This window comes from Enterococcus sp. DIV0294 (genome assembly GCF_050558155.1).
Lineage (GTDB): Bacteria > Bacillota > Bacilli > Lactobacillales > Enterococcaceae > Enterococcus > Enterococcus faecalis.
On sequence record NZ_CP187889.1, the window covers coordinates 799067 to 815977 of the forward strand.

A 16911-nucleotide genomic window follows, 5' to 3' on the forward strand; every position below is an offset into this window, starting at 1 on the left:
TGATATGCGTTTTGCTTATGGAAATGTGTCTATTGCTAAATTTCTAGCAAGTTCACGTTCTGACAGGCAACTAAAAAAGACTAGTATGTATGCGAATCGTCATGATTGGTGGGTTACAAGCAACGAGGGTTCTTCTGATGATGGCTCCAGTGACAGTTTCGGAGGTGGTAGTTTTGGTGGAGGTGGAGGTACTTCAAGTTGGTAGAAAGTTAAACTAGGTTAGGATGAACTTGGAATAACAAAAGCGCCTCTTAGAAACCCTTGTTTCTAAGAGGCGCTTTTGTTATCGTTACGTCACAGGAGGGATTCGAACCCCCGACCGTCCGCTTAGAAGGCGGATGCTCTATCCTGCTGAGCTACTATGACAATAGTTGTAACACAACAAAGCTAATTATAATGGAAGTAGTGTTAGAAAGTCAATCGGAAATTTAAATAACAGAAGAAGTTTTTTTGGAGAGAGAAAGTGAAGAAAATAGAGAGTTTATATTGACGAGGTTTTCTGGTTCTGTTATTATAGTTAGTGTTGTAATTGTGGTCTCCACAGCTACAACCGCACAGAACAAGTTTTTAAGCATGAGTAATCATCACTTGGGATGGCGAGTCTAAGTCTAGAAGAAGGAGGTGCTGTATAGCATGTACGCAATTATCAAAACTGGTGGTAAACAAGTGAAAGTTGAAGTAGGTCAAGCAATCTACGTTGAAAAATTAAACGTTGAGGCTGGCGAGAAAGTTGTTTTTGACGAAGTTATCTTAGTAGGTGGCGAATCTACAAAAGTTGGTGCGCCAACTGTTGCAGGCGCAACTGTTGAAGGAACTGTTGAAAAACACGGCAAACAAAAGAAAGTCGTGACTTTCCAATACAAACCTAAAAAACACTCTCACCGTAAACAAGGTCACCGTCAACCGTATACAAAAGTTATGATCGAAGCAATCAACGCTTAATCTCTCTTGTTGACAGGAAAGAAGGCCTATCAATGATTAAAGGTTCTTTTAAACGAACAGGCTCCGGCCGAATCGTTTCATTCGAATTAACCGGGCATGCTGAAGCGGGTCCTTATGGCAGCGATGTGGTTTGCGCGGCAGTTTCTGCCTTAGCAATCAGCACAGTCAATGGGATTGATGCCTTAGCAGGTTTTGAACCGATTGTGGAAGTTGATGATGTAGAAGGTGGCTACCTTTATGTCGAGATGTTAACTACTGTCAATCAGGAACAAAAAAATATTGCCCAAATTCTATTAGAAAATCTTTTATTAGGTTTACAATCAATAGAGAACGAAAATACTGAATTTATTCAAATAAAAACAATCACTGAGAAATAGGAGGTGCAGACTATGTTATTGACTATGAATTTACAATTATTTGCCCATAAAAAAGGTGGCGGTTCTACATCAAACGGCCGTGACTCTGAATCTAAACGATTAGGCGCTAAAAGTGCTGATGGCCAAACAGTTACAGGTGGTTCAATTTTATACCGTCAACGCGGAACTAAAATTTATCCAGGTGTGAACGTTGGAATCGGTGGCGACGATACGTTATTTGCAAAAGTTGACGGTGTGGTACGTTTCGAACGTAAAGGCCGCGACAAAAAACAAGTATCAGTTTATCCAGTAGCTAACTAGTGTAATAGCTCAAGCCTTTGTTTATCAAAGGTTTGGGCTTTTTTTGTTGGTTTGAAAAATATTTGACCATACTTTTGACCATACTAGTTAAAAGCCGATGTATTTTGATAGTTTTTCGGTAGTTTTTTCTTTTCCATCATTTGTTAGATGTGTATAAGTATCTAAAGTTGTTTTTATGTTTGCATGTCCTAATCGTTCCTGAACTTCTTTATGATCTGCACCAGCATAGTATAATAAAGATGCATGCGTGTGTCTAAATCCGTGAAGCCCAATGTTTGGTAAGTTAGCCTTTTTACGATAAATATTGTATCTATCTGTAATAGCTTGATTTATTGTAAATTCATTTTCTTCATTGGTAAAAATACGTGAGGGTTGTGTATAACCAAGTTTAAGAAGATATTTTTTTTGCTCTAATTTCCATTTTTTTAAGATAGTTATTGTTTTTGCATCTAATATTAGTGTTCTGTTTGATTTTTTTGTTTTTGGAGTATTTGATACATAATAATGGTCAGATTTAGCAATTGTTTTGTTGATTTGTAGTTCACCAGTTTTAATGTTTAAATCGTTCCAAGTAAGAGCTAACAACTCCCCTATCCTACATCCACTAAAAGCTAATAATCTGAATAATGTATAATCTCTTATTGTAATGTAGGTACTTTCGCTTTGTTCAATACTTTTTAAAAATATTTGAAGTTGATCTTTTGTATAGAATTTAATTTTCTTTTCTGATGTAATAATATCTTGATTTTTAGGAACTATTACATTAATCACTGGGTTTTGATTGGTAACCCCTATGTTAATAGCGAATTTGAAAACTTGATTCATATAATTTATAAAAAGGGGATATTGCTTTGAACTACCTTTTGAATGCCATGTATTCACGATTTTCTGACAATAAGCAGTTGAAATTTTTGATATTTCAATTTTTCCAAATGAAGGTAGTATGTGTTTTCTGAAGATTATTTCTGTTCGAGAGTAGCTACTTTCTTTTACGGTATTTTTATAATTTTCTAGCCACATAAATGCTACTTCTTGGAATGTTATATTAGTGGAAGAGGGAATGCCATTTTTTTGAATTTCCATTTCTAACCTTGCTAATGCAATTTTAGCCTCTTTTTGAGTGCGAAATCCTCTCTTAGTTGTATACTTCTTTTTTCCGGTTAGCGGATCGGTACCAAGATATGTTTTGAAGTACCATGCTTTTTCACCATTTTTCTTTTGATATTGTTTTATCATTGCCATTTACAAAACCTCTTTTCAAGAACGTGCGTTCGTTTTTATTTTTTTAAGAAAAGCCCGGAGGCTTTTCTTTACTCATTTAAATGTTGTATTGCATAGTCAGCTTCTTCTTGCGTGAATTTTTCTCCATATTCAGATGTCAGTTGATCTTTTATTGCATCAGGAGACATAGACATATCTTCTTGATAACTTTTTGCTTTTGCAAGGGCATTTTCATTATAATCTGCATTTAAATTATCAACTGCATATTGTGCTGCCTCGGCAGAGAATTTCTCTCCATGTTCTGATGTTAATTGATCATAAATTCCTGCTTTAGACATATGCATAGTATCAGAATATAATTTAGCTTTGTTTAGTGCAGATTTGTATTCTTGGGGTGTATTGTCTTTTGAATTGCTTTCTGTTTTTGCGTTATTTGAAGTGGAATCACTTCCAGAGCTCCCAGCACCTAGAAAAGCAAAACCTAAAATACATAAAATAATAAATCCAACAAAAACTCCAAAACAACCAAACATACCTTTCCCAAAACTTTTTAACATAAAAATCCTCCTTGTTGACATTAAATATATTTTATATAAAAACCACCTAGCCAAATTGGTCAGGCGGTTCTTTTCTAATTTATAAAACCACTTTTCCAACGACTCTAAATTTGTGTTTATGTGTTATTTTAAATGATAGGTTTGTTGTCTGAATATAGAAGATATTTTTTTATTATTAAATCTAATTACAAATATCTTCTTAGTTCAGGAGGTAAACCTAGATAATCCATTATTTGAAATTCAGTTAAATTTTCTAAAATATCTTGGTCTTGCATATATATGAGCAACTTCATAGCCAAAGAATTTGCTTCACATTCCATTTTTGATATAAAAGAATCTAAGCCAAGAGATCTATAAAAAGGTGTACTTGAACCGCTGTGTAATTTGATGTGACTAAATTCATGTAGTATCACAAACTGTTGATAATATTCAGGCCAGTTTGCATTTACAATAATTGTATGGCAACGATTATTGGTTTGAGTACAACCTCCTGTTTCATCATCTAAATCAGCATATAGTAATTTGCAATTCGCTTCTTTTATTAATTGATAAACGCTGTACGGATGATACAAATTAATTATTTTGTTAAATGTTTCTTCTACATAATAATTCATCATATCCCCCGCTAAATCAATTTCTATAATCCTTGCGAGTGAATTTTTTCTTTGCTTCTTCTTTATTCATTTCCATTGCAGTACGTATAGCAATTAAAAGACGGTCTTTTTGATCTTGTGTAGCTGGTTCACCATAGAAATTGAGATTTTCACCGTTAGTTAGTCCCTCAATTAATTCTTCAGCTTGGATAGCTATATCTTTTTTTTCTTTGTCATTTAGTTCGTAATATTTTTTCTTTTCGGTACGACCAAGTAAATAGTCGGTTGAGACGTCAAAAAAATCTGCAACTTTTTGTAATTTGTCTGATTGAGGACTTGTTTTATCCCAACGATATAAAGAATTTTCCCCTATACCTAATTTAATAGAAAGTTCTTTAATTGTAATATCCCTTTGTTTAGCAAGTAATTTTATTCTTTCTAAAGTATTCATATAATCACCTTTCAGAGAAAAAAGCATACTAAATAAAAATATCTACCAAAAATGGTTGACATCTACCAAATTAGATAGTATACTGATTTCAGATATAAGAAATGAGCAAAAAAATACTAATAAAAATAGTATAAAATCTTGGCGGATTTATTATGCTTATTTCTTTGTATTTATAGTATCATATTTGGTAGTTTTGTCAACTATTTTATCATAAAAGATTGGAGGTGTGATTATGTCAGTTTCTATTGTGGCAAATATAAAGAAAATTGCATTAGAGAAAAATTTAACTATTAAACAAATTGGAAAAGAATCAGGTGTAGGAGAAAATGCGATTTATAGATGGGATAAACAAAACCCTAATTTATCAAGTTTAAAAAAGGTTTCTAATTATTTAAATATTTCTATCGATGAATTACTAGAAAGCGAAAAACAGGAGGTGTAACTTATGCAGCTAAACATTCCTGATGAAATTGTTCAAAACGAATTAGCAAATAACATTACTTTCATAGTATTAAAAGAAATTGAAAATCGTTTGAATTTATTGACTAAAACCATTGAATTACCGCCATATCCTAACAAATCGCAAGTAAGAAAGATTTTAGAGATTGGCGATGAAAAATTGAATAATTGGATTTCAAAAGGTTTAAAAATTCAACAATGGAGTAATCAGGATATTCGGATTGAACGATCTGAATTACAAAGATTTCTAAAAGAAACTTTTGAAATTTAAAGGAGGAAAAGAAGATGGAAAATCTAGTAATTACGAAAAACCAACAAGCAGTAACAACTAGTTTACAAGTCGCAGAAACGTTTAATAAAAATCATCGTGATGTTTTAGCAGCGATTGATGATTTAAAAGAGGGGGTTGCGGAAAATTACGCAGACCTATTTTACGAAGATAGCTATATTCATCCACAAAACAAACAAAAATATAGACAAATCATTATGAACCGTGACGGATTCACGTTACTAGCAATGGGATTCACTGGTCAAAAAGCTCTTAAGTTTAAACTGAAATATATTGAAGCTTTTAACCAAATGGAGGAACTGCTCAAAACTCAATCAAACTTACCGATTAATAACACAGAATTGTTATTAGAAGCTGCGTTAAAACATGAACGTGGATTGACTCTTGTAAATCAACGTTTAGATAAGCTAGAAACAGAAACAACAATTAATAGAAGCCAACAACGAAAGATACAAGGACTAGTTTCATCAACTGTTATCAAAGTATTAGGTGGCAAAAAAACATCGGCTTATAAGGATTCAAGTATTAAGCAATCAGCATTTAGTAATTGCTATAAACAATTGAAAGCATTATTCGATGTAGCCTCTTATGTAGATATTCCAAAAGTTCGATATGAAGAAGCATTAACTCTAATTCCTAAATGGAAGCCTGACTTGGAATTACAAGCAAGAATTGATATGGCTAATGGAAACGGAGATATGTTTAAAGAAGTGAGTTAGATCAGTAAATAAAAGGATAAGCCTAACTTATCCTCAGTTAAAAGTAGTATCAACAATGATTGCTTTTGGATTCATATCATTCTTAATGGATTCAATGATTTCTAAAACAGAAGATTTGTAGTAGTAAGTTTTGCTTGATGCGATTATTTCATTTTCTTCAGTTTTAATCAAAAAATAGTATTTTTTATCAGAAGCTCGTTTAATCACAAAAAACATTTTTGCACCCCACTTTCAATTGAATTATATCAAAATATAGGAGGTTAACAACATGAAAGCAATTCGAGAAACACGATTGATAGGCGCATTTTTATTGATGATTGTATTAGGAGTATTACTGAAAACCCACTTTTCAATGCCAATACTAGCAACGTTAAGTGCACCTTTCTTTATCCATTGGTTTTTTAACTGGGACGAAGCCAAGTATCAATACTCTAAAAGGAGGTGATAAAAAATGTATGTAGCTGTAGGTGAAGCTAGTAGAGAAACATACGTGACTGGAGAAACCCAAGCAGAAGTCTTTAGAAAATTGCTTGAAGAATATCCATATATTTCATTTGATGAAGGTGTTTATCCAGAAAGGCTAAGCATAGTACAAAAAGAGCCCCAATCGTTTGCAGACGATTAAGGGCAAATATTGAACAAAAAAATTCAAAATTTATTAACTAAGGAGAGTATATCAAAATGAACGATAAAATTCAAAATTTATTAATGGAACTTGTTAAAGAATGTCGAAAAGGAGAAGTTGCTCTCGTTTTAGCAACTGTTGATCCAGAAAGAATGGAACCATCCAGTGTTTTACTTGCAGGTTCTTTGCCTGAACAAGCAATTGCATTTAGTGAATTATTTGAAAAATTTAAAGAAGAAGCACTTGCTCATGATTGTGATTGTCCGCAATGTAAACAAATAAAAGAATCATTTATTGGTGCAGAATCATCTTCAACTAAACAAAACAATGAGGAAAAACTAGATACATTGTTAAAAGATTTTTTACGAGGTGAGTTGTAATGATTGAAGTAAGAGGTTTAGGTAACGATATTTATGAATTAATGCTAGCAAACGCACAGAATAACATTGTCCAATCTGTTCGGACATCTGCATCTTATGGCAATACAAGTTGTGTGGTAAACAGTAAAGGAGCTACAAAACCATTTTTAGATCAATTACAAATGCAAGGTGTCGATTATATCGAATTGGAAGATGAAAAAATAAAACTATTTTGGGAGGGGTTGTAATGCCTGAATTTGATTCGTTAGGGGCAAGACAAGAGCCGCCAGAAGAAAAAGAAGCATTAGAGCTAACGTGGGAATACGATGAGGAGGAAGAACAATGACCGAAGAAATATTACACAGTATCAAGAAAGAACAAGAAATTACAAATAGTTTGTTAGAAATTATCGCTAATAGAATAGAACGAAATCGTAAATCAGTAGTTTATTCTTCGGATAATTCAAAGGATGATCTTTTAAAAAGAATTGAAGAACTATCCGAAGAAAACATACTTTTGAAGAGTCGAGCGGAACAAGCTGAAAAGTCATCGAATATAGCTAATGATGAACTTTCTAAATTAAGAATGAGTATCTTTAGCAATCGAAGAATCGGATAGAAACAACTTAATGCTATCTAATTCAAAACCAATAAAATCTGTGTCAAAGCGATTGTTTTTGTATACTTTTTCAATCATTGATAAACAGGATGTATCCATTTCTAGTTCTAGGTGTCCGAGAATCGGTTTGGTAGGAAATATACCAGTAACAATGTCGTAACAGCTATTTTTATTTGGCAAAAGAAAATTAATAGAATGTCTCGTTTCGTCAATCATCAGTACAACATCTGATTTAAGTTTGATAAAAATGACATTTTCTCCACAAAGATAAGTTTTTACTTCGATGAATTCGCCATCAATAGTTTTTTGTAGTTTTGGCTCCATCAAATAATCATACATTAAAATCACTCCTTTAAGGAAAGTGTATCAAATTTATAATACGAACAAAAAGAGAACAAGGAGGTAAGTACGATGAGCAAATCAACGCTTGAAATGACTCACGATGAGTGGTTATTAGATCGTTTAAAGGGTATAGGTGGATCAGACGTTGCAACAATCTTAGGTTTGAATCAATATAAATCAGTTTATCAATTATGGCTAGAGAAAACAGGTCAAGTTGAGTTGAAAGATACAGAAAGCGAGCCAGCCTATTGGGGAAATGTTTTAGAAGAAGTTGTTGCGAAAGAGTTCCAAGAAAGAACAGGAAAAAAAGTTCGTCGTAGAAATCAAGTCTTCGAACATTCGCTCCATCCTTTTTTAAGAGCAAATATTGATAGAGAAGTGGTTAGAGAAAATGCCATTCTAGAATGCAAAACTGCAAATCAATTTTTAGCGAAGGAATGGGAAGGAAACGAAGTGCCGCTGAGTTATCTTTGCCAAGTTCAGCATTATATGAATGTTTTGAATAAAGACTATTGTTATATTGCAGTTTTAATTGGTGGTCAGAAATTTATTTGGAAACGAGTAGAACGTGATCAAGAATTAATCGATGTACTGACCGAGCAATTAGTTAATTTTTGGGAAAACAACGTAATCAAAAGCATTGAACCTATTATTGACGGAAGTAAGGCAACAGCTGACTTTTTAAAGGATAAGTATAGCGACATAGAAGAAACGCAAACCACTTTACCTGCTTCATTCGATGAATTGATAGATCAAAAAAATGAAATGAAGAAAACCAAAAAAGAGTTGGATGTAGCTATTAGAAAAATTGAAAATGAAATAAAAAGCGAATTGGGAAAAAGAAATGCAAGCATTGGTATTACCAAAAAACATATTGTTGAGTGGAAGGAAATACCTACTAAAAGATTGAACAGTAAAAAGTTTGCTGAAAAATATCCTCAAATTGCAGAAGATGAAGAAATATATATGGTTACTACGCCACGAAGATTAATAGAAAAGGAGATTAAGTAATAATGGCAACAAACGAAACATTAAAAAATCAATTATCACAACAAAATCAAAAACAAGTTCCTGCGAATCAATTAGGTTTAAAAGGATTAATGAATACTCCTACTATGAAGCGGAAATTTGAGGAAGTTCTTCATGAAAATGCTAATGCTTTTATGTCAAATGTCATGACTTTAGTTTCTAATGATAGCTACTTGGCAGAAAGCGAGCCAATGTCTATCTTAAGCGGGGCTTTAACAGCTGCTACATTAAATTTAGGATTAGATAAAAATCTAGGTTATGCCTATCTCGTACCATTTAATACTAAAAATAAGCAGACTGGCAAATGGGAGAGGAAAGCCCAGTTTATTTTAGGATATAAAGGGTATATTCAATTGGCTCAACGATCAGGTAAATATAAAGCATTAAATGTTATTGAAGTCTACGAAGGAGAGTTACTGAGTTGGAACAGGTTAACGGAAGAATTTGAATTTGATCCAAATGGTAGACAATCAGACGATGTAATTGGATATGTTGGATATTTTGAACTATTAAATGGCTTCAAGAAAACTGTTTATTGGACCAAACAAGAAATTGAAGCTCATCGAATTGCAAATAGCAAAGACAAAGAAAAAACAAAATTGAGCGGTGTCTGGGCTACAGATTATAATGCGATGGCTCGTAAAACAGTATTAAGAAATATGTTATCAAAATGGGGAATTTTGTCCATCGAAATGCAAGAAGCGACAACTTCAGATGAAAAAGTTCAACAAATGCAAGAAGATGGAAATATTATTTCCGAAACGGAAGTAGAAGAAAATACTACGATGAAAACAGCAGAAGTAATTAATGAAGCTAATTCAGATTCATTGAATCAAACAGATTTATTTGATACTAAAAATCCACCATTAGAGTAAAGAAGGAGATGTAATGGCAAGACCTGCAAAAGAAGGTTTGGATTATTTTCCTCTTGATGTTGGAATTTTTGAAGACGAAAAAATAGAAGCTATTGCTGGGGAATTTGGTATTAAAGGAGAACTTGCGGTAATCAAACTGCTTTGTGCGATATACAAAAAAGGATATTTCATTTTGTGGGATGATTTATCGCAAGCAACTCTTTTAAAACGCCTGCCTGGAGTAAGTAAGGAAATGCTCAATCAAATAGTGAACCGCTTAGTCTTATGGGGATTTTTTGATAAAGAACTGTTTGACTCGGTCAAGGTGCTTACGAGTGAGAATATCCAAGCGACATTTTTCGAAGCGACAAAAAGACGGAAAACACCAAAACCAACTAAATATATAGTTAATGTCAACAATAACTCTCAAAGTGAAACAGTTAATGCTGACATTAATGCACAAAGTAAAGTAAAGGAAAGTAAAGTAAATAAAAGTAAAGTAAACAAAAAAGAAACAGAAAGTAGCATTAATTCGTCGTCACCTGAAACGTCGGTTGAAAAAGCATTCTTTGAAGAGCCGTTAGGTGAAGAAAAGCTAACGGAGTTAATCCGCTATTATTCACAGAATGTAAGTCCTGCTACTCCTGTTAATATCACTGATTTACAATATGATCTTTCTGATTTCGACGGAGACCTCGAATTATTGAAAGAGGCTGTTAATATCTGTGCTAGAAATAATGAACGAAGATATAGCTATTTTGCTGGCATTTTGAAAAATTGGCGAGCAAATGGTGTAAAAACATATGCTGATTATCTAAATAACGAGAGAGAACGAGCAGATAAAAAAACACAAAATAAGCAATATCAAAATAAACCTGTTCGGCAAGAAAAGGTGCCTGAATGGATGAATCAAGAGAACGGTGAAGAAGAAAAAGTTTCGCCAGAAGAACAAGCTGAATTTGAAAGACAAATGCAAGAATTGTTGGGAGGATAAAACATGGATGAATTAGTTAAATTAGTGGAAGAATGGGCGAAAGAAAAGCGCTTAGATACAGCAGAGCCTGAAAAGCAAATGTTGAAAGTGATTGAGGAAGTCGGAGAAGTTGGCGCTGCATTGGCAAGAAACAACGAAAACGACCTAAGAGATGGTATCGGTGATGTGGTTGTGACGTTAATTATTCTCGCTATGCAAAATAACATGGACTTATACGAATGCTTAAATCAAGCATATAGCGAAATCAAAAATCGCCAAGGGGAAATGGTAAATGGAGTATTCGTCAAAGAAGCCGATTTGTAAGGTTCGAGGTGGAAGATATGCGAATTATTCTACCGATTGAACCAAAGCCACAAAGTCGCCCAAGATTCGCAAGGCGTGGAAATTATGTTCAAACGTACGAAGATCGAGCGATGAGAGCCTATAAACAAAAGGTAAAAGCGTATCTACGAAAGGTAAAACCAGAATTGATTGAAAAAGGGGCTATTTTTGCGCATATTACGTTTTATATCCATCCGCCTAAATCAGCTCTAAGCAATAAACAGAAACGCTTAGAAGTGGAATTAGAGCGGAAATATTGCGACAAAAAGCCTGATTTAGACAACTATTTCAAAGCAGTGACAGATGCTGCCGAAGGTATTTTATATAAAAACGATGGTCAAATTGCTGTGATGGTTTGCCAAAAGTTGTACAGTATGCGACAGCGAACAGAAATTGAAATTATGAGTTTGGAGGAAAAGGAATGACGAAAAACAAACTCAGAGAAACAAAAAGAGCCATTCGTCATAGAATTCTTTTTTTGACTGGTGATGATGAATCGTGGATGAATAATTCAGAAATCGTGGAAGAGGTCCAGAGATTATCAAAACAACTGAATTCTAATCTTATAAACGATAAGCGACCACTACCAAAAATAGATCCCGATAAGCTAACGAAAGAAGAATACCAGCGCTTATTAGACTTAGGTTATCAAGTAAACGATATTAAGAAAGCTCTCGGACTGGGAACAACCACATTTCAAAACTGGCGAAAGGCAAATGGCATAGAAAACATAATTAAGCGAAAAGAAAATAACAAAGTAGAGGAGAACAAACGCATGAAATTTAATTTAAATACAGCAACGTTACTTATTTCAAACAATTTTGGAGTGAAAGCAGAGGAATGTTTAACGATCTCAAAAAGCGGTCTGGCTTTAAGTGGTCCAGTAGTACAACGCTTGAACAAACCAGAATGGGTTCAACTATATTTAGACGAACAAAACAAAGCGTTATTTGTTTTGCCGTGTGAAGCAACTGCAGAAGGTGCAAGAAGTTGTGTAAGTCCTAAAGCAAATAAAAAAACAGGCTATCGAAAAAGCTGGAATGGTCACGTGTTAAGAAAAGCTGCCGAAGTTGGAGGCTTTAACATCGAAACAGATGTTTACCATGTAAAACCAGAAGAAGTGGAAGGACATCCAAACGCTTTAGGATTTGATTTGACAAAGGCGGTCAAAGTGAATGGGTAAAACTAAATCTAAAATCAAAAAGAAAAAACGCCGACTTAAAGAAAAAGCTATCGCAAACGGCACATACAATAAACGAGGTAAAAACGATGACGTGCATAAAATGCAAGGGACAGATGATTGTCTGGGAAAAAGATAGATTCGGTCATGCGAAAGCAATGCCTTGTCCGTTATGCAACAAAAGTGGGCAAGGTGTTGCGAAAAAGTTAGCTGAAATAAAGAAGAAATAAACGAAAGGAGTGGAGGTTTGGTCGACCATAAAGAATTCTTTACTCCTGAAATGATGAATAGTTACCAAAAGAAAAAGAAACGCAAAACACATTAGAAATACTAAAAGAAGCAATGGAACTTCTGGAAAATAAAACAAGCAGTTCATTTACTGAACCAGAACAGCTGTCATTATTTTAGAAGTGGATCCAAGAAGGCAAAGTGCAAAATCAGTGCGTGTTTTTGTCTGTTTTACGTTTCTTTATGGCTGGAAGGCTAAACCATAGAAGCAGAGCTGCAGGGAAAAATAGCAAGAAAACGTCTAAACTGATTTTATGTAATAAAAAGGCACCAGCGGAGGCTAATTATGAAATTAATCTATGTTTTAACTGGAAAAGAAGAAAATAAAAACTATGTAAAAAAATTTGTTGGGAATTATTGCAGTTTTGGACCTAAAGAGGATGCAAAAGCATTTACTAGTGAAGAAGCTGAACAGATGAGAAAACTGTTAGAGAATAGTGTAGGCAATGCGTTTGTTATTGATGATGACAGAGTATTATCACAAGGAGGATAAAAAATGGATGCATTAGAAGTATTACAAAAAATTCAAGAGTTAAAGGAAATATACGGTGACATTGAAGTTATGGTGAAATCGAATAGTGAAGGCAATGAATTTTTTAAGAAAATAATTGACGTTGATTTGCAAGCTGGAATGATTGACGAAGAAGGCGAATTTATTGATGAGAGAGTCATTTTAATTATTTGTGAGTAGGAGAGAAAGTGAATGATCTATATAAAAAATTTTATCCATGATTTTGATTCTTCAACAATTACCTTTGAAGTAGAACGTGAAGGGGTCACGAATCATGTAGAAACTAGAGATACTGGTTATGGAACGACTTATACAGATATTAATGATTTTACTGAAGATTGGCCAGATTCTGAATACAATCAATTAGAAGAGTTTTTAAACGGTTGTCAAGAAATAGTGCATTCATTTTATCGTTGAAAGATTATATCGTAGGTGTTGAAATTATTGATTTTGTAGAGGAGGAAGAAAAATGATTCCCAAAATAGAAGTATGGTTGCACGATAATTCTGTTGGTTATCCTAGATGGTTTGAAATAGATTCAATTGATTATCTTGATAATACGTTTGATATAGTAGATGAATTTGGAAATCCGCATGAGTTTTCTGGTAAAGGTCGTTTATTTAGAGTAAAAACTGAGGAGGAAAAACACATGAAATTTTACGAAATTAAAGAACCTTATTTTGCATTAATCGTTGCTGAGGATGAAAAACAATGTTTAAAACTTTACAAGGATATTTTTTGCGATGTAGAGGACGAAAAAGAGTTTTTGGATGATATGAAAACAATTGATAAATACGAAGCGTTCAAAATGCTTGCTAAAAGTCGTATTGAAGATGGTGGAGAATTGGGTGCAGAAGAAGCTTTAAATCAGTTAGAAAATCTTGAAACAAATGGCGAAGTATTGCTGATTGATAGCGGTTTGTTGTAGGAGGATCAGCGATGAATAAACAAGAATTGATTGAAGAGTTAGAATGTTTAGAAGTTCCTACAAACAGCCTTGATTATTTGAAAGGTGCTGACTATGCCAACGAAAGAGCAATTAGCTTAGCAAAACAACTAAAAGAATCGAAAAAAGCTGTATTACCTAAAAGTGCCGATGAATTTATCAAAGAAGGTTTATCAATGGGGTCTGATAAAGTAGACATTATCGGTTCCGCAGTTTCTTTTTCAAGTTCAATGCCCGATGATGAATTTTCTTTGTGGTTTAAGTCGAACAGAGATTTATTTGTTAATGCATTAGCTAACGGCTACGAAGTCGAGAAGGGACCATTATATCACGTTTTATTACCAGACAAAGGGGCGACTAACACAGGATATACTTTTTTAAATTTAGCGGGAGCAATTGATTTTACGACATGTAAGGAAAAGGTGGATATGTTAACAGAACAAGAAATCAAAGCAGTTGATGAGCGCTATTGGCCGTTTGCTGTGAAGGTGGATGGTGAATAAATGAAACGCAACTGGAAAAGAGTAATAAATAAAGTTAGTGGCATTGCAATAATGATTCTTGTAGCAAAAGCAACCGTGAGCCATTTCGTGTATAGCAATGACATAACAAGCAGTGACCTCGTTTATTTCCTTTCATGCTCGTTTATTTTGGGATTAGGGCTATATTTAGGAGGTTCCAGCGTATGAGTTATCCAGAAGTTTATATCATAGGAAGGCAAGTCGATGGCGTTTATGTTGAATACTTACATGGAGCAGAGCAAGCCGATTTATTTTTCGATTATACGATAGCTCGTGATGAAAGAAATCATATGAATAAAACCAATACAAAAGATGGCGAATGGAGAATTTTAAAATACGGGAGGCCAATTACATTGGAGTTTTAACTTATTGCAACTTTTTTACAATAACTAGCCGATTTTTTGCAAACAAAAAGCCAGCCGACCAATGGCTGACTAATGTGGTAGTTAGCACTTTTCCCAAGTAAAGTGCTAATAGTGCCAACAAATAAGGTTGACATTGTGTCTCTGGTGGAGACAGGAACTATCGATAACTGTTTTCCGCCAGTTATCATAGAAAAGGAGAAATTTATTTCAGAAATAAAATCCCCAAGAAAGTTAATATGATTATATCATGAGTAAATGTATTTGAAAATACTATCTCATAGTACGTATTGTAAAAAGTTTATTTAGTAGAAAATAAAAAAAGCCAGATTGCTCCGGCTGTGAGAAATATTTTCGACATAGTTATTATACCACAAAAGGAGCGATTTCACTTGATTAAATTGCTAAAAGAAGTAGATTTTCGACAAACAAAAGCGAATGCCAGAAATGTGTTGAAGAATTTTAGACGTTTAGAGCGAATAGCTGGTCGCTCTTTGATAGATTTAAAATCACCAATTATTACAGATATGCCTAAAAGCCAAAGTCATGGGAACAAAGCAGAAGATGCGCTAGTACAATTAGCAGATGCAGAAGCAGAAAGAGACGCAATTTTATCTGCGCTTATGGCATTAAGCCTAACTAGCAGACAAATTTTGCATTATAGTTTCTGTGTGCAGGACCATTACTCTAATTACAAGATAGCTAGGGAAGTTGGATATTCCGAAAGAAGTATTCAACGAATGAAATCAGAGGCTTTAATCGAATTTGCCGAAGCGTATCGGAATGGAAAAATAATTGCATATAAATAAAATTTTTGGCGGTTTTTTGGCGGAAAGTTGGCGGTTTTTATCAATATTTAGATGTTATTATGGTAGTGTCGAAAGATAAGGAGACGATGGTAAGGCATGCATTACCTATCTTAGCTCCGTTTCGCTTATCTTTTGAGGCTACCTATAAAAAATAAAGAATAAGGATGTTGAAAGTCCAGTTCTTTCTGTCTCGTTTAGTCTAGGTAGCAAATATTGCAATAAACTTGGCATGAAGCTTACACGTAGACGTACGCCGAAAGTACTTGTCAAGATAGCGCTATGTAGTTTGCAAGGATCACTCACAAATCAGACGTTCTCAAACTAAAAGAAATGGGGTGTAATTCCTCTCTCTTTTTTCTACAGATTTGTGAGTGATTTATCGCTGTGGCGGAACAGGTAGACGCTCGTACGTGAGATTAGACATTGGAACAACGTATAAGTTCGTATGTAGGGCTTTGGCCCATCGGGTAAATCTAATCATGCAAGGTGCAAATCCTTGCCAGCGATATTGAGTTTGTGGTAGGCAATCTCAAAAATGGCATAGTATAAAAATCCTTTCGGTTGGCGTGTAGCATCTGGGATGCAACGAGCATATTGTGAGATAAGAGGCAGGTTCGATTCCTGCCACGCCAATAGGTAGCTTTGCTACTTAAATAAAAGAATCGTCAATAGATGTTTCTGCTACATTCACGATGAGGCACTAGCTTAAAAGTGCCTCTTTTTGTTTGGAGGTATTGTTATGTTTAAGTTATTTGAAATCATTAAGCAGGAAGATTCAAGAAAATTAAATCGTTTGAAAAAAGAATTAAAGCAGACTACTCAACGTAAATGAGTGGTCTTTTTTCGTACATAAAAAAGCCACTAGACTATGGGTTCTAGTGGCTAGGTAGCATTCGTGCACAATTTTTGTTGATTGCTATTTACAAAAAGGAGTTGCTACCCATAAATAGTATAGCAAAAAGTAATTTGTTGAATCAAGTACATAAAAACAACTAGGAGAGAAAAACATGAAAAGCTATTGGTATGTATCATTAACACATAAATATCCACAGCCGAACCGCTCAACTGATTCGATGCGTGTTGTTATGTCTGTGCAGATAAAGAAGAATGCATCTATTGTCGAAATGACGAGAGAAGCTTTACCGAAGGAAATTGATGCGTGCAAGCTTGTTTATTGTGGGCATGGCTATTTTGATGAGAAGAACATTCAAGAAAATATCAAACGAAACATGAGGGATTAGAAT

The 16911-nt window shown here is 34.1% G+C and carries 32 protein-coding genes, 2 tRNA genes and 1 other annotated feature; of the genes, 27 read left to right on the plus strand and 7 right to left on the minus strand.

Annotation, left to right across the window (positions count from 1 at the left end):
- Window positions 1–292 precede the first annotated feature (292 nt).
- Window positions 293–366: transfer RNA gene (locus tag IGJ20_RS03880), tRNA-Arg, on the minus strand.
- 172 nt (window positions 367–538) lie between these two features.
- Window positions 539–614 (plus strand) — a sequence feature (ribosomal protein L21 leader region).
- Window positions 615–633: 19 nt separating this feature from the next.
- Between IGJ20_RS03880 and rplU the strand changes: the two genes are divergently transcribed.
- The 3 genes from rplU to rpmA are packed head-to-tail and all read left to right on the plus strand — an operon-like array spanning window position 634 to window position 1619.
- Window positions 634–942, plus strand: coding sequence for a 50S ribosomal protein L21 (gene rplU, locus IGJ20_RS03885; protein ID WP_002355866.1), 309 nt, complete (start codon window positions 634–636; stop codon window positions 940–942).
- Between the two features lie 32 nt (window positions 943–974).
- On the plus strand, window positions 975–1319 hold the full coding sequence (locus IGJ20_RS03890; RefSeq protein ID WP_002355867.1) for a ribosomal-processing cysteine protease Prp: 345 nt from the start codon (window positions 975–977) through the stop codon (window positions 1317–1319).
- A 12-nt stretch (window positions 1320–1331) separates the two neighbouring features.
- On the plus strand, window positions 1332–1619 hold the full coding sequence (rpmA, locus tag IGJ20_RS03895; protein WP_002355868.1) for a 50S ribosomal protein L27: 288 nt from the start codon (window positions 1332–1334) through the stop codon (window positions 1617–1619).
- A gap of 87 nt (window positions 1620–1706) precedes the next feature.
- Here the strand turns inward: rpmA and IGJ20_RS03900 are convergent, their stop codons facing one another.
- From IGJ20_RS03900 to IGJ20_RS03915, 4 genes are all read right to left on the minus strand, one after another.
- A complete protein-coding gene (locus tag IGJ20_RS03900; RefSeq protein ID WP_010716839.1) occupies window positions 1707–2861 on the minus strand; it encodes a site-specific integrase in 1155 nt (384 codons plus the stop codon).
- Between the two features lie 68 nt (window positions 2862–2929).
- A complete protein-coding gene (locus IGJ20_RS03905) occupies window positions 2930–3496 on the minus strand; it encodes an Ltp family lipoprotein (protein ID WP_029657336.1) in 567 nt (188 codons plus the stop codon).
- An 86-nt stretch (window positions 3497–3582) separates the two neighbouring features.
- Entirely contained in the window at window positions 3583–4011 is a 429-nt protein-coding gene (locus IGJ20_RS03910) for an ImmA/IrrE family metallo-endopeptidase (protein ID WP_010716841.1), read from the minus strand.
- A 16-nt stretch (window positions 4012–4027) separates the two neighbouring features.
- Window positions 4028–4441 carry a helix-turn-helix domain-containing protein gene (locus tag IGJ20_RS03915; RefSeq protein ID WP_010716842.1) on the minus strand — a complete coding sequence of 138 codons (414 nt, stop codon included), beginning with the start codon at window positions 4439–4441 and terminating at the stop codon, window positions 4028–4030.
- Window positions 4442–4673: 232 nt separating this feature from the next.
- On the opposite strand from IGJ20_RS03915, the gene IGJ20_RS03920 reads away from it, so the two are divergent.
- From IGJ20_RS03920 to IGJ20_RS03930, 3 genes are read left to right on the plus strand one after another with little or no spacing between them, the layout of a single operon-like run.
- Window positions 4674–4883, plus strand: coding sequence for a helix-turn-helix domain-containing protein (locus IGJ20_RS03920; protein WP_002406956.1), 210 nt, complete (start codon window positions 4674–4676; stop codon window positions 4881–4883).
- 3 nt (window positions 4884–4886) lie between these two features.
- Window positions 4887–5171, plus strand: a complete 285-nt coding sequence (locus tag IGJ20_RS03925) for a hypothetical protein (RefSeq protein WP_002406954.1) — start codon at window positions 4887–4889, stop codon at window positions 5169–5171.
- 14 nt (window positions 5172–5185) lie between these two features.
- Window positions 5186–5908: a Rha family transcriptional regulator gene (locus IGJ20_RS03930; RefSeq protein ID WP_002366327.1), complete on the plus strand. Its 723-nt coding sequence runs from the start codon at window positions 5186–5188 to the stop codon at window positions 5906–5908.
- Window positions 5909–5941: 33 nt separating this feature from the next.
- On the opposite strand, the gene IGJ20_RS03935 is transcribed toward IGJ20_RS03930, so the two are convergent.
- A complete protein-coding gene (locus tag IGJ20_RS03935; RefSeq protein WP_002364224.1) occupies window positions 5942–6124 on the minus strand; it encodes a YegP family protein in 183 nt (60 codons plus the stop codon).
- A gap of 52 nt (window positions 6125–6176) precedes the next feature.
- Between IGJ20_RS03935 and IGJ20_RS03940 the strand changes: the two genes are divergently transcribed.
- The 5 genes from IGJ20_RS03940 (at window position 6177) to IGJ20_RS03960 (ending at window position 7510) form a co-directional block, all read left to right on the plus strand.
- Window positions 6177–6353 carry a hypothetical protein gene (locus IGJ20_RS03940; protein WP_164982051.1) on the plus strand — a complete coding sequence of 59 codons (177 nt, stop codon included), beginning with the start codon at window positions 6177–6179 and terminating at the stop codon, window positions 6351–6353.
- Window positions 6354–6359: 6 nt separating this feature from the next.
- On the plus strand, window positions 6360–6533 hold the full coding sequence (locus IGJ20_RS03945; protein WP_002366328.1) for a hypothetical protein: 174 nt from the start codon (window positions 6360–6362) through the stop codon (window positions 6531–6533).
- 56 nt (window positions 6534–6589) lie between these two features.
- Entirely contained in the window at window positions 6590–6913 is a 324-nt protein-coding gene (locus IGJ20_RS03950; protein WP_002366329.1) for a hypothetical protein, read from the plus strand.
- Window positions 6913–7140, plus strand: a complete 228-nt coding sequence (locus tag IGJ20_RS03955) for a hypothetical protein (RefSeq protein ID WP_002366331.1) — start codon at window positions 6913–6915, stop codon at window positions 7138–7140. Before IGJ20_RS03950 ends, IGJ20_RS03955 begins: the two co-directional genes overlap by 1 nt.
- 94 nt (window positions 7141–7234) lie before the next feature.
- On the plus strand, window positions 7235–7510 hold the full coding sequence (locus IGJ20_RS03960) for a hypothetical protein (protein WP_002366332.1): 276 nt from the start codon (window positions 7235–7237) through the stop codon (window positions 7508–7510).
- On the opposite strand, the gene IGJ20_RS03965 is transcribed toward IGJ20_RS03960, so the two are convergent.
- Window positions 7472–7849, minus strand: a complete 378-nt coding sequence (locus tag IGJ20_RS03965; protein ID WP_002366333.1) for a hypothetical protein — start codon at window positions 7847–7849, stop codon at window positions 7472–7474. The two genes, IGJ20_RS03960 and IGJ20_RS03965, sit on opposite strands and share 39 nt — an antisense overlap.
- Window positions 7850–7921: 72 nt before the next feature.
- Between IGJ20_RS03965 and IGJ20_RS03970 the strand changes: the two genes are divergently transcribed.
- The 16 genes from IGJ20_RS03970 to IGJ20_RS04045 all read left to right on the plus strand — a co-directional run bounded on the left by IGJ20_RS03970 (window position 7922) and on the right by IGJ20_RS04045 (window position 16908).
- Window positions 7922–8863, plus strand: coding sequence for a YqaJ viral recombinase family protein (locus tag IGJ20_RS03970; RefSeq protein WP_002366335.1), 942 nt, complete (start codon window positions 7922–7924; stop codon window positions 8861–8863).
- 2 nt (window positions 8864–8865) lie between these two features.
- On the plus strand, window positions 8866–9756 hold the full coding sequence (locus IGJ20_RS03975) for a recombinase RecT (protein ID WP_002366336.1): 891 nt from the start codon (window positions 8866–8868) through the stop codon (window positions 9754–9756).
- A gap of 13 nt (window positions 9757–9769) precedes the next feature.
- Window positions 9770–10729 (plus strand): Lin1244/Lin1753 domain-containing protein, encoded by a 960-nt coding sequence (locus IGJ20_RS03980; RefSeq protein WP_002366337.1) that lies wholly within the window; start codon window positions 9770–9772, stop codon window positions 10727–10729.
- Between the two features lie 3 nt (window positions 10730–10732).
- Window positions 10733–11032 carry a MazG-like family protein gene (locus tag IGJ20_RS03985; protein ID WP_002366338.1) on the plus strand — a complete coding sequence of 100 codons (300 nt, stop codon included), beginning with the start codon at window positions 10733–10735 and terminating at the stop codon, window positions 11030–11032.
- A gap of 8 nt (window positions 11033–11040) precedes the next feature.
- Window positions 11041–11475, plus strand: coding sequence for a RusA family crossover junction endodeoxyribonuclease (locus tag IGJ20_RS03990; protein WP_002366339.1), 435 nt, complete (start codon window positions 11041–11043; stop codon window positions 11473–11475).
- Window positions 11472–12233, plus strand: coding sequence for a hypothetical protein (locus IGJ20_RS03995; RefSeq protein ID WP_002366340.1), 762 nt, complete (start codon window positions 11472–11474; stop codon window positions 12231–12233). Before IGJ20_RS03990 ends, IGJ20_RS03995 begins: the two co-directional genes overlap by 4 nt.
- Window positions 12226–12369, plus strand: coding sequence for a hypothetical protein (locus IGJ20_RS04000; protein ID WP_002382585.1), 144 nt, complete (start codon window positions 12226–12228; stop codon window positions 12367–12369). The genes IGJ20_RS03995 and IGJ20_RS04000 overlap by 8 nt, the downstream gene beginning before the upstream one ends.
- A gap of 435 nt (window positions 12370–12804) precedes the next feature.
- Entirely contained in the window at window positions 12805–13011 is a 207-nt protein-coding gene (locus tag IGJ20_RS04005) for a hypothetical protein (RefSeq protein WP_002382586.1), read from the plus strand.
- 3 nt (window positions 13012–13014) lie between these two features.
- Window positions 13015–13209, plus strand: a complete 195-nt coding sequence (locus tag IGJ20_RS04010) for a hypothetical protein (protein ID WP_002366346.1) — start codon at window positions 13015–13017, stop codon at window positions 13207–13209.
- Window positions 13210–13221: 12 nt separating this feature from the next.
- A complete protein-coding gene (locus IGJ20_RS04015; protein WP_002366347.1) occupies window positions 13222–13446 on the plus strand; it encodes a hypothetical protein in 225 nt (74 codons plus the stop codon).
- Between the two features lie 52 nt (window positions 13447–13498).
- Window positions 13499–13957 carry a hypothetical protein gene (locus tag IGJ20_RS04020; RefSeq protein ID WP_002366348.1) on the plus strand — a complete coding sequence of 153 codons (459 nt, stop codon included), beginning with the start codon at window positions 13499–13501 and terminating at the stop codon, window positions 13955–13957.
- A gap of 11 nt (window positions 13958–13968) precedes the next feature.
- Window positions 13969–14478 (plus strand): DUF1642 domain-containing protein, encoded by a 510-nt coding sequence (locus IGJ20_RS04025; RefSeq protein ID WP_126263595.1) that lies wholly within the window; start codon window positions 13969–13971, stop codon window positions 14476–14478.
- Between the two features lie 182 nt (window positions 14479–14660).
- Window positions 14661–14861 (plus strand): hypothetical protein, encoded by a 201-nt coding sequence (locus IGJ20_RS04030; RefSeq protein ID WP_010710727.1) that lies wholly within the window; start codon window positions 14661–14663, stop codon window positions 14859–14861.
- A 389-nt stretch (window positions 14862–15250) separates the two neighbouring features.
- On the plus strand, window positions 15251–15667 hold the full coding sequence (locus tag IGJ20_RS04035) for an ArpU family phage packaging/lysis transcriptional regulator (RefSeq protein WP_002364337.1): 417 nt from the start codon (window positions 15251–15253) through the stop codon (window positions 15665–15667).
- Window positions 15668–16229: 562 nt separating this feature from the next.
- Window positions 16230–16300 (plus strand) — tRNA-OTHER (locus tag IGJ20_RS04040).
- A gap of 374 nt (window positions 16301–16674) precedes the next feature.
- Entirely contained in the window at window positions 16675–16908 is a 234-nt protein-coding gene (locus IGJ20_RS04045; RefSeq protein WP_025188308.1) for a hypothetical protein, read from the plus strand.
- The last annotated feature ends 3 nt before the right edge of the window (window positions 16909–16911 follow it).

What these genes read in the sequence shown, in the direction of transcription:
- rplU (WP_002355866.1), top strand. Translation starts at nt 634, where the DNA reads ATGTACGCAATTATCAAAACTGGTGGTAAACAAGTGAAAGTTGAAGTA.
- IGJ20_RS03890 (WP_002355867.1), top strand. Translation starts at nt 975, where the DNA reads ATGATTAAAGGTTCTTTTAAACGAACAGGCTCCGGCCGAATCGTTTCA.
- rpmA (WP_002355868.1), top strand. Translation starts at nt 1,332, where the DNA reads ATGTTATTGACTATGAATTTACAATTATTTGCCCATAAAAAAGGTGGC.
- IGJ20_RS03900 (WP_010716839.1), bottom strand. Translation starts at nt 2,861, where the DNA reads ATGGCAATGATAAAACAATATCAAAAGAAAAATGGTGAAAAAGCATGG.
- IGJ20_RS03910 (WP_010716841.1), bottom strand. Translation starts at nt 4,011, where the DNA reads ATGAATTATTATGTAGAAGAAACATTTAACAAAATAATTAATTTGTAT.
- IGJ20_RS03915 (WP_010716842.1), bottom strand. Translation starts at nt 4,441, where the DNA reads ATGAATACTTTAGAAAGAATAAAATTACTTGCTAAACAAAGGGATATT.
- IGJ20_RS03920 (WP_002406956.1), top strand. Translation starts at nt 4,674, where the DNA reads ATGTCAGTTTCTATTGTGGCAAATATAAAGAAAATTGCATTAGAGAAA.
- IGJ20_RS03925 (WP_002406954.1), top strand. Translation starts at nt 4,887, where the DNA reads ATGCAGCTAAACATTCCTGATGAAATTGTTCAAAACGAATTAGCAAAT.
- IGJ20_RS03930 (WP_002366327.1), top strand. Translation starts at nt 5,186, where the DNA reads ATGGAAAATCTAGTAATTACGAAAAACCAACAAGCAGTAACAACTAGT.
- IGJ20_RS03935 (WP_002364224.1), bottom strand. Translation starts at nt 6,124, where the DNA reads ATGTTTTTTGTGATTAAACGAGCTTCTGATAAAAAATACTATTTTTTG.
- IGJ20_RS03940 (WP_164982051.1), top strand. Translation starts at nt 6,177, where the DNA reads ATGAAAGCAATTCGAGAAACACGATTGATAGGCGCATTTTTATTGATG.
- IGJ20_RS03945 (WP_002366328.1), top strand. Translation starts at nt 6,360, where the DNA reads ATGTATGTAGCTGTAGGTGAAGCTAGTAGAGAAACATACGTGACTGGA.
- IGJ20_RS03950 (WP_002366329.1), top strand. Translation starts at nt 6,590, where the DNA reads ATGAACGATAAAATTCAAAATTTATTAATGGAACTTGTTAAAGAATGT.
- IGJ20_RS03955 (WP_002366331.1), top strand. Translation starts at nt 6,913, where the DNA reads ATGATTGAAGTAAGAGGTTTAGGTAACGATATTTATGAATTAATGCTA.
- IGJ20_RS03960 (WP_002366332.1), top strand. Translation starts at nt 7,235, where the DNA reads ATGACCGAAGAAATATTACACAGTATCAAGAAAGAACAAGAAATTACA.
- IGJ20_RS03965 (WP_002366333.1), bottom strand. Translation starts at nt 7,849, where the DNA reads ATGTATGATTATTTGATGGAGCCAAAACTACAAAAAACTATTGATGGC.
- IGJ20_RS03970 (WP_002366335.1), top strand. Translation starts at nt 7,922, where the DNA reads ATGAGCAAATCAACGCTTGAAATGACTCACGATGAGTGGTTATTAGAT.
- IGJ20_RS03975 (WP_002366336.1), top strand. Translation starts at nt 8,866, where the DNA reads ATGGCAACAAACGAAACATTAAAAAATCAATTATCACAACAAAATCAA.
- IGJ20_RS03980 (WP_002366337.1), top strand. Translation starts at nt 9,770, where the DNA reads ATGGCAAGACCTGCAAAAGAAGGTTTGGATTATTTTCCTCTTGATGTT.
- IGJ20_RS03985 (WP_002366338.1), top strand. Translation starts at nt 10,733, where the DNA reads ATGGATGAATTAGTTAAATTAGTGGAAGAATGGGCGAAAGAAAAGCGC.
- IGJ20_RS03995 (WP_002366340.1), top strand. Translation starts at nt 11,472, where the DNA reads ATGACGAAAAACAAACTCAGAGAAACAAAAAGAGCCATTCGTCATAGA.
- IGJ20_RS04000 (WP_002382585.1), top strand. Translation starts at nt 12,226, where the DNA reads ATGGGTAAAACTAAATCTAAAATCAAAAAGAAAAAACGCCGACTTAAA.
- IGJ20_RS04005 (WP_002382586.1), top strand. Translation starts at nt 12,805, where the DNA reads ATGAAATTAATCTATGTTTTAACTGGAAAAGAAGAAAATAAAAACTAT.
- IGJ20_RS04010 (WP_002366346.1), top strand. Translation starts at nt 13,015, where the DNA reads ATGGATGCATTAGAAGTATTACAAAAAATTCAAGAGTTAAAGGAAATA.
- IGJ20_RS04015 (WP_002366347.1), top strand. Translation starts at nt 13,222, where the DNA reads ATGATCTATATAAAAAATTTTATCCATGATTTTGATTCTTCAACAATT.
- IGJ20_RS04020 (WP_002366348.1), top strand. Translation starts at nt 13,499, where the DNA reads ATGATTCCCAAAATAGAAGTATGGTTGCACGATAATTCTGTTGGTTAT.
- IGJ20_RS04025 (WP_126263595.1), top strand. Translation starts at nt 13,969, where the DNA reads ATGAATAAACAAGAATTGATTGAAGAGTTAGAATGTTTAGAAGTTCCT.
- IGJ20_RS04030 (WP_010710727.1), top strand. Translation starts at nt 14,661, where the DNA reads ATGAGTTATCCAGAAGTTTATATCATAGGAAGGCAAGTCGATGGCGTT.
- IGJ20_RS04045 (WP_025188308.1), top strand. Translation starts at nt 16,675, where the DNA reads ATGAAAAGCTATTGGTATGTATCATTAACACATAAATATCCACAGCCG.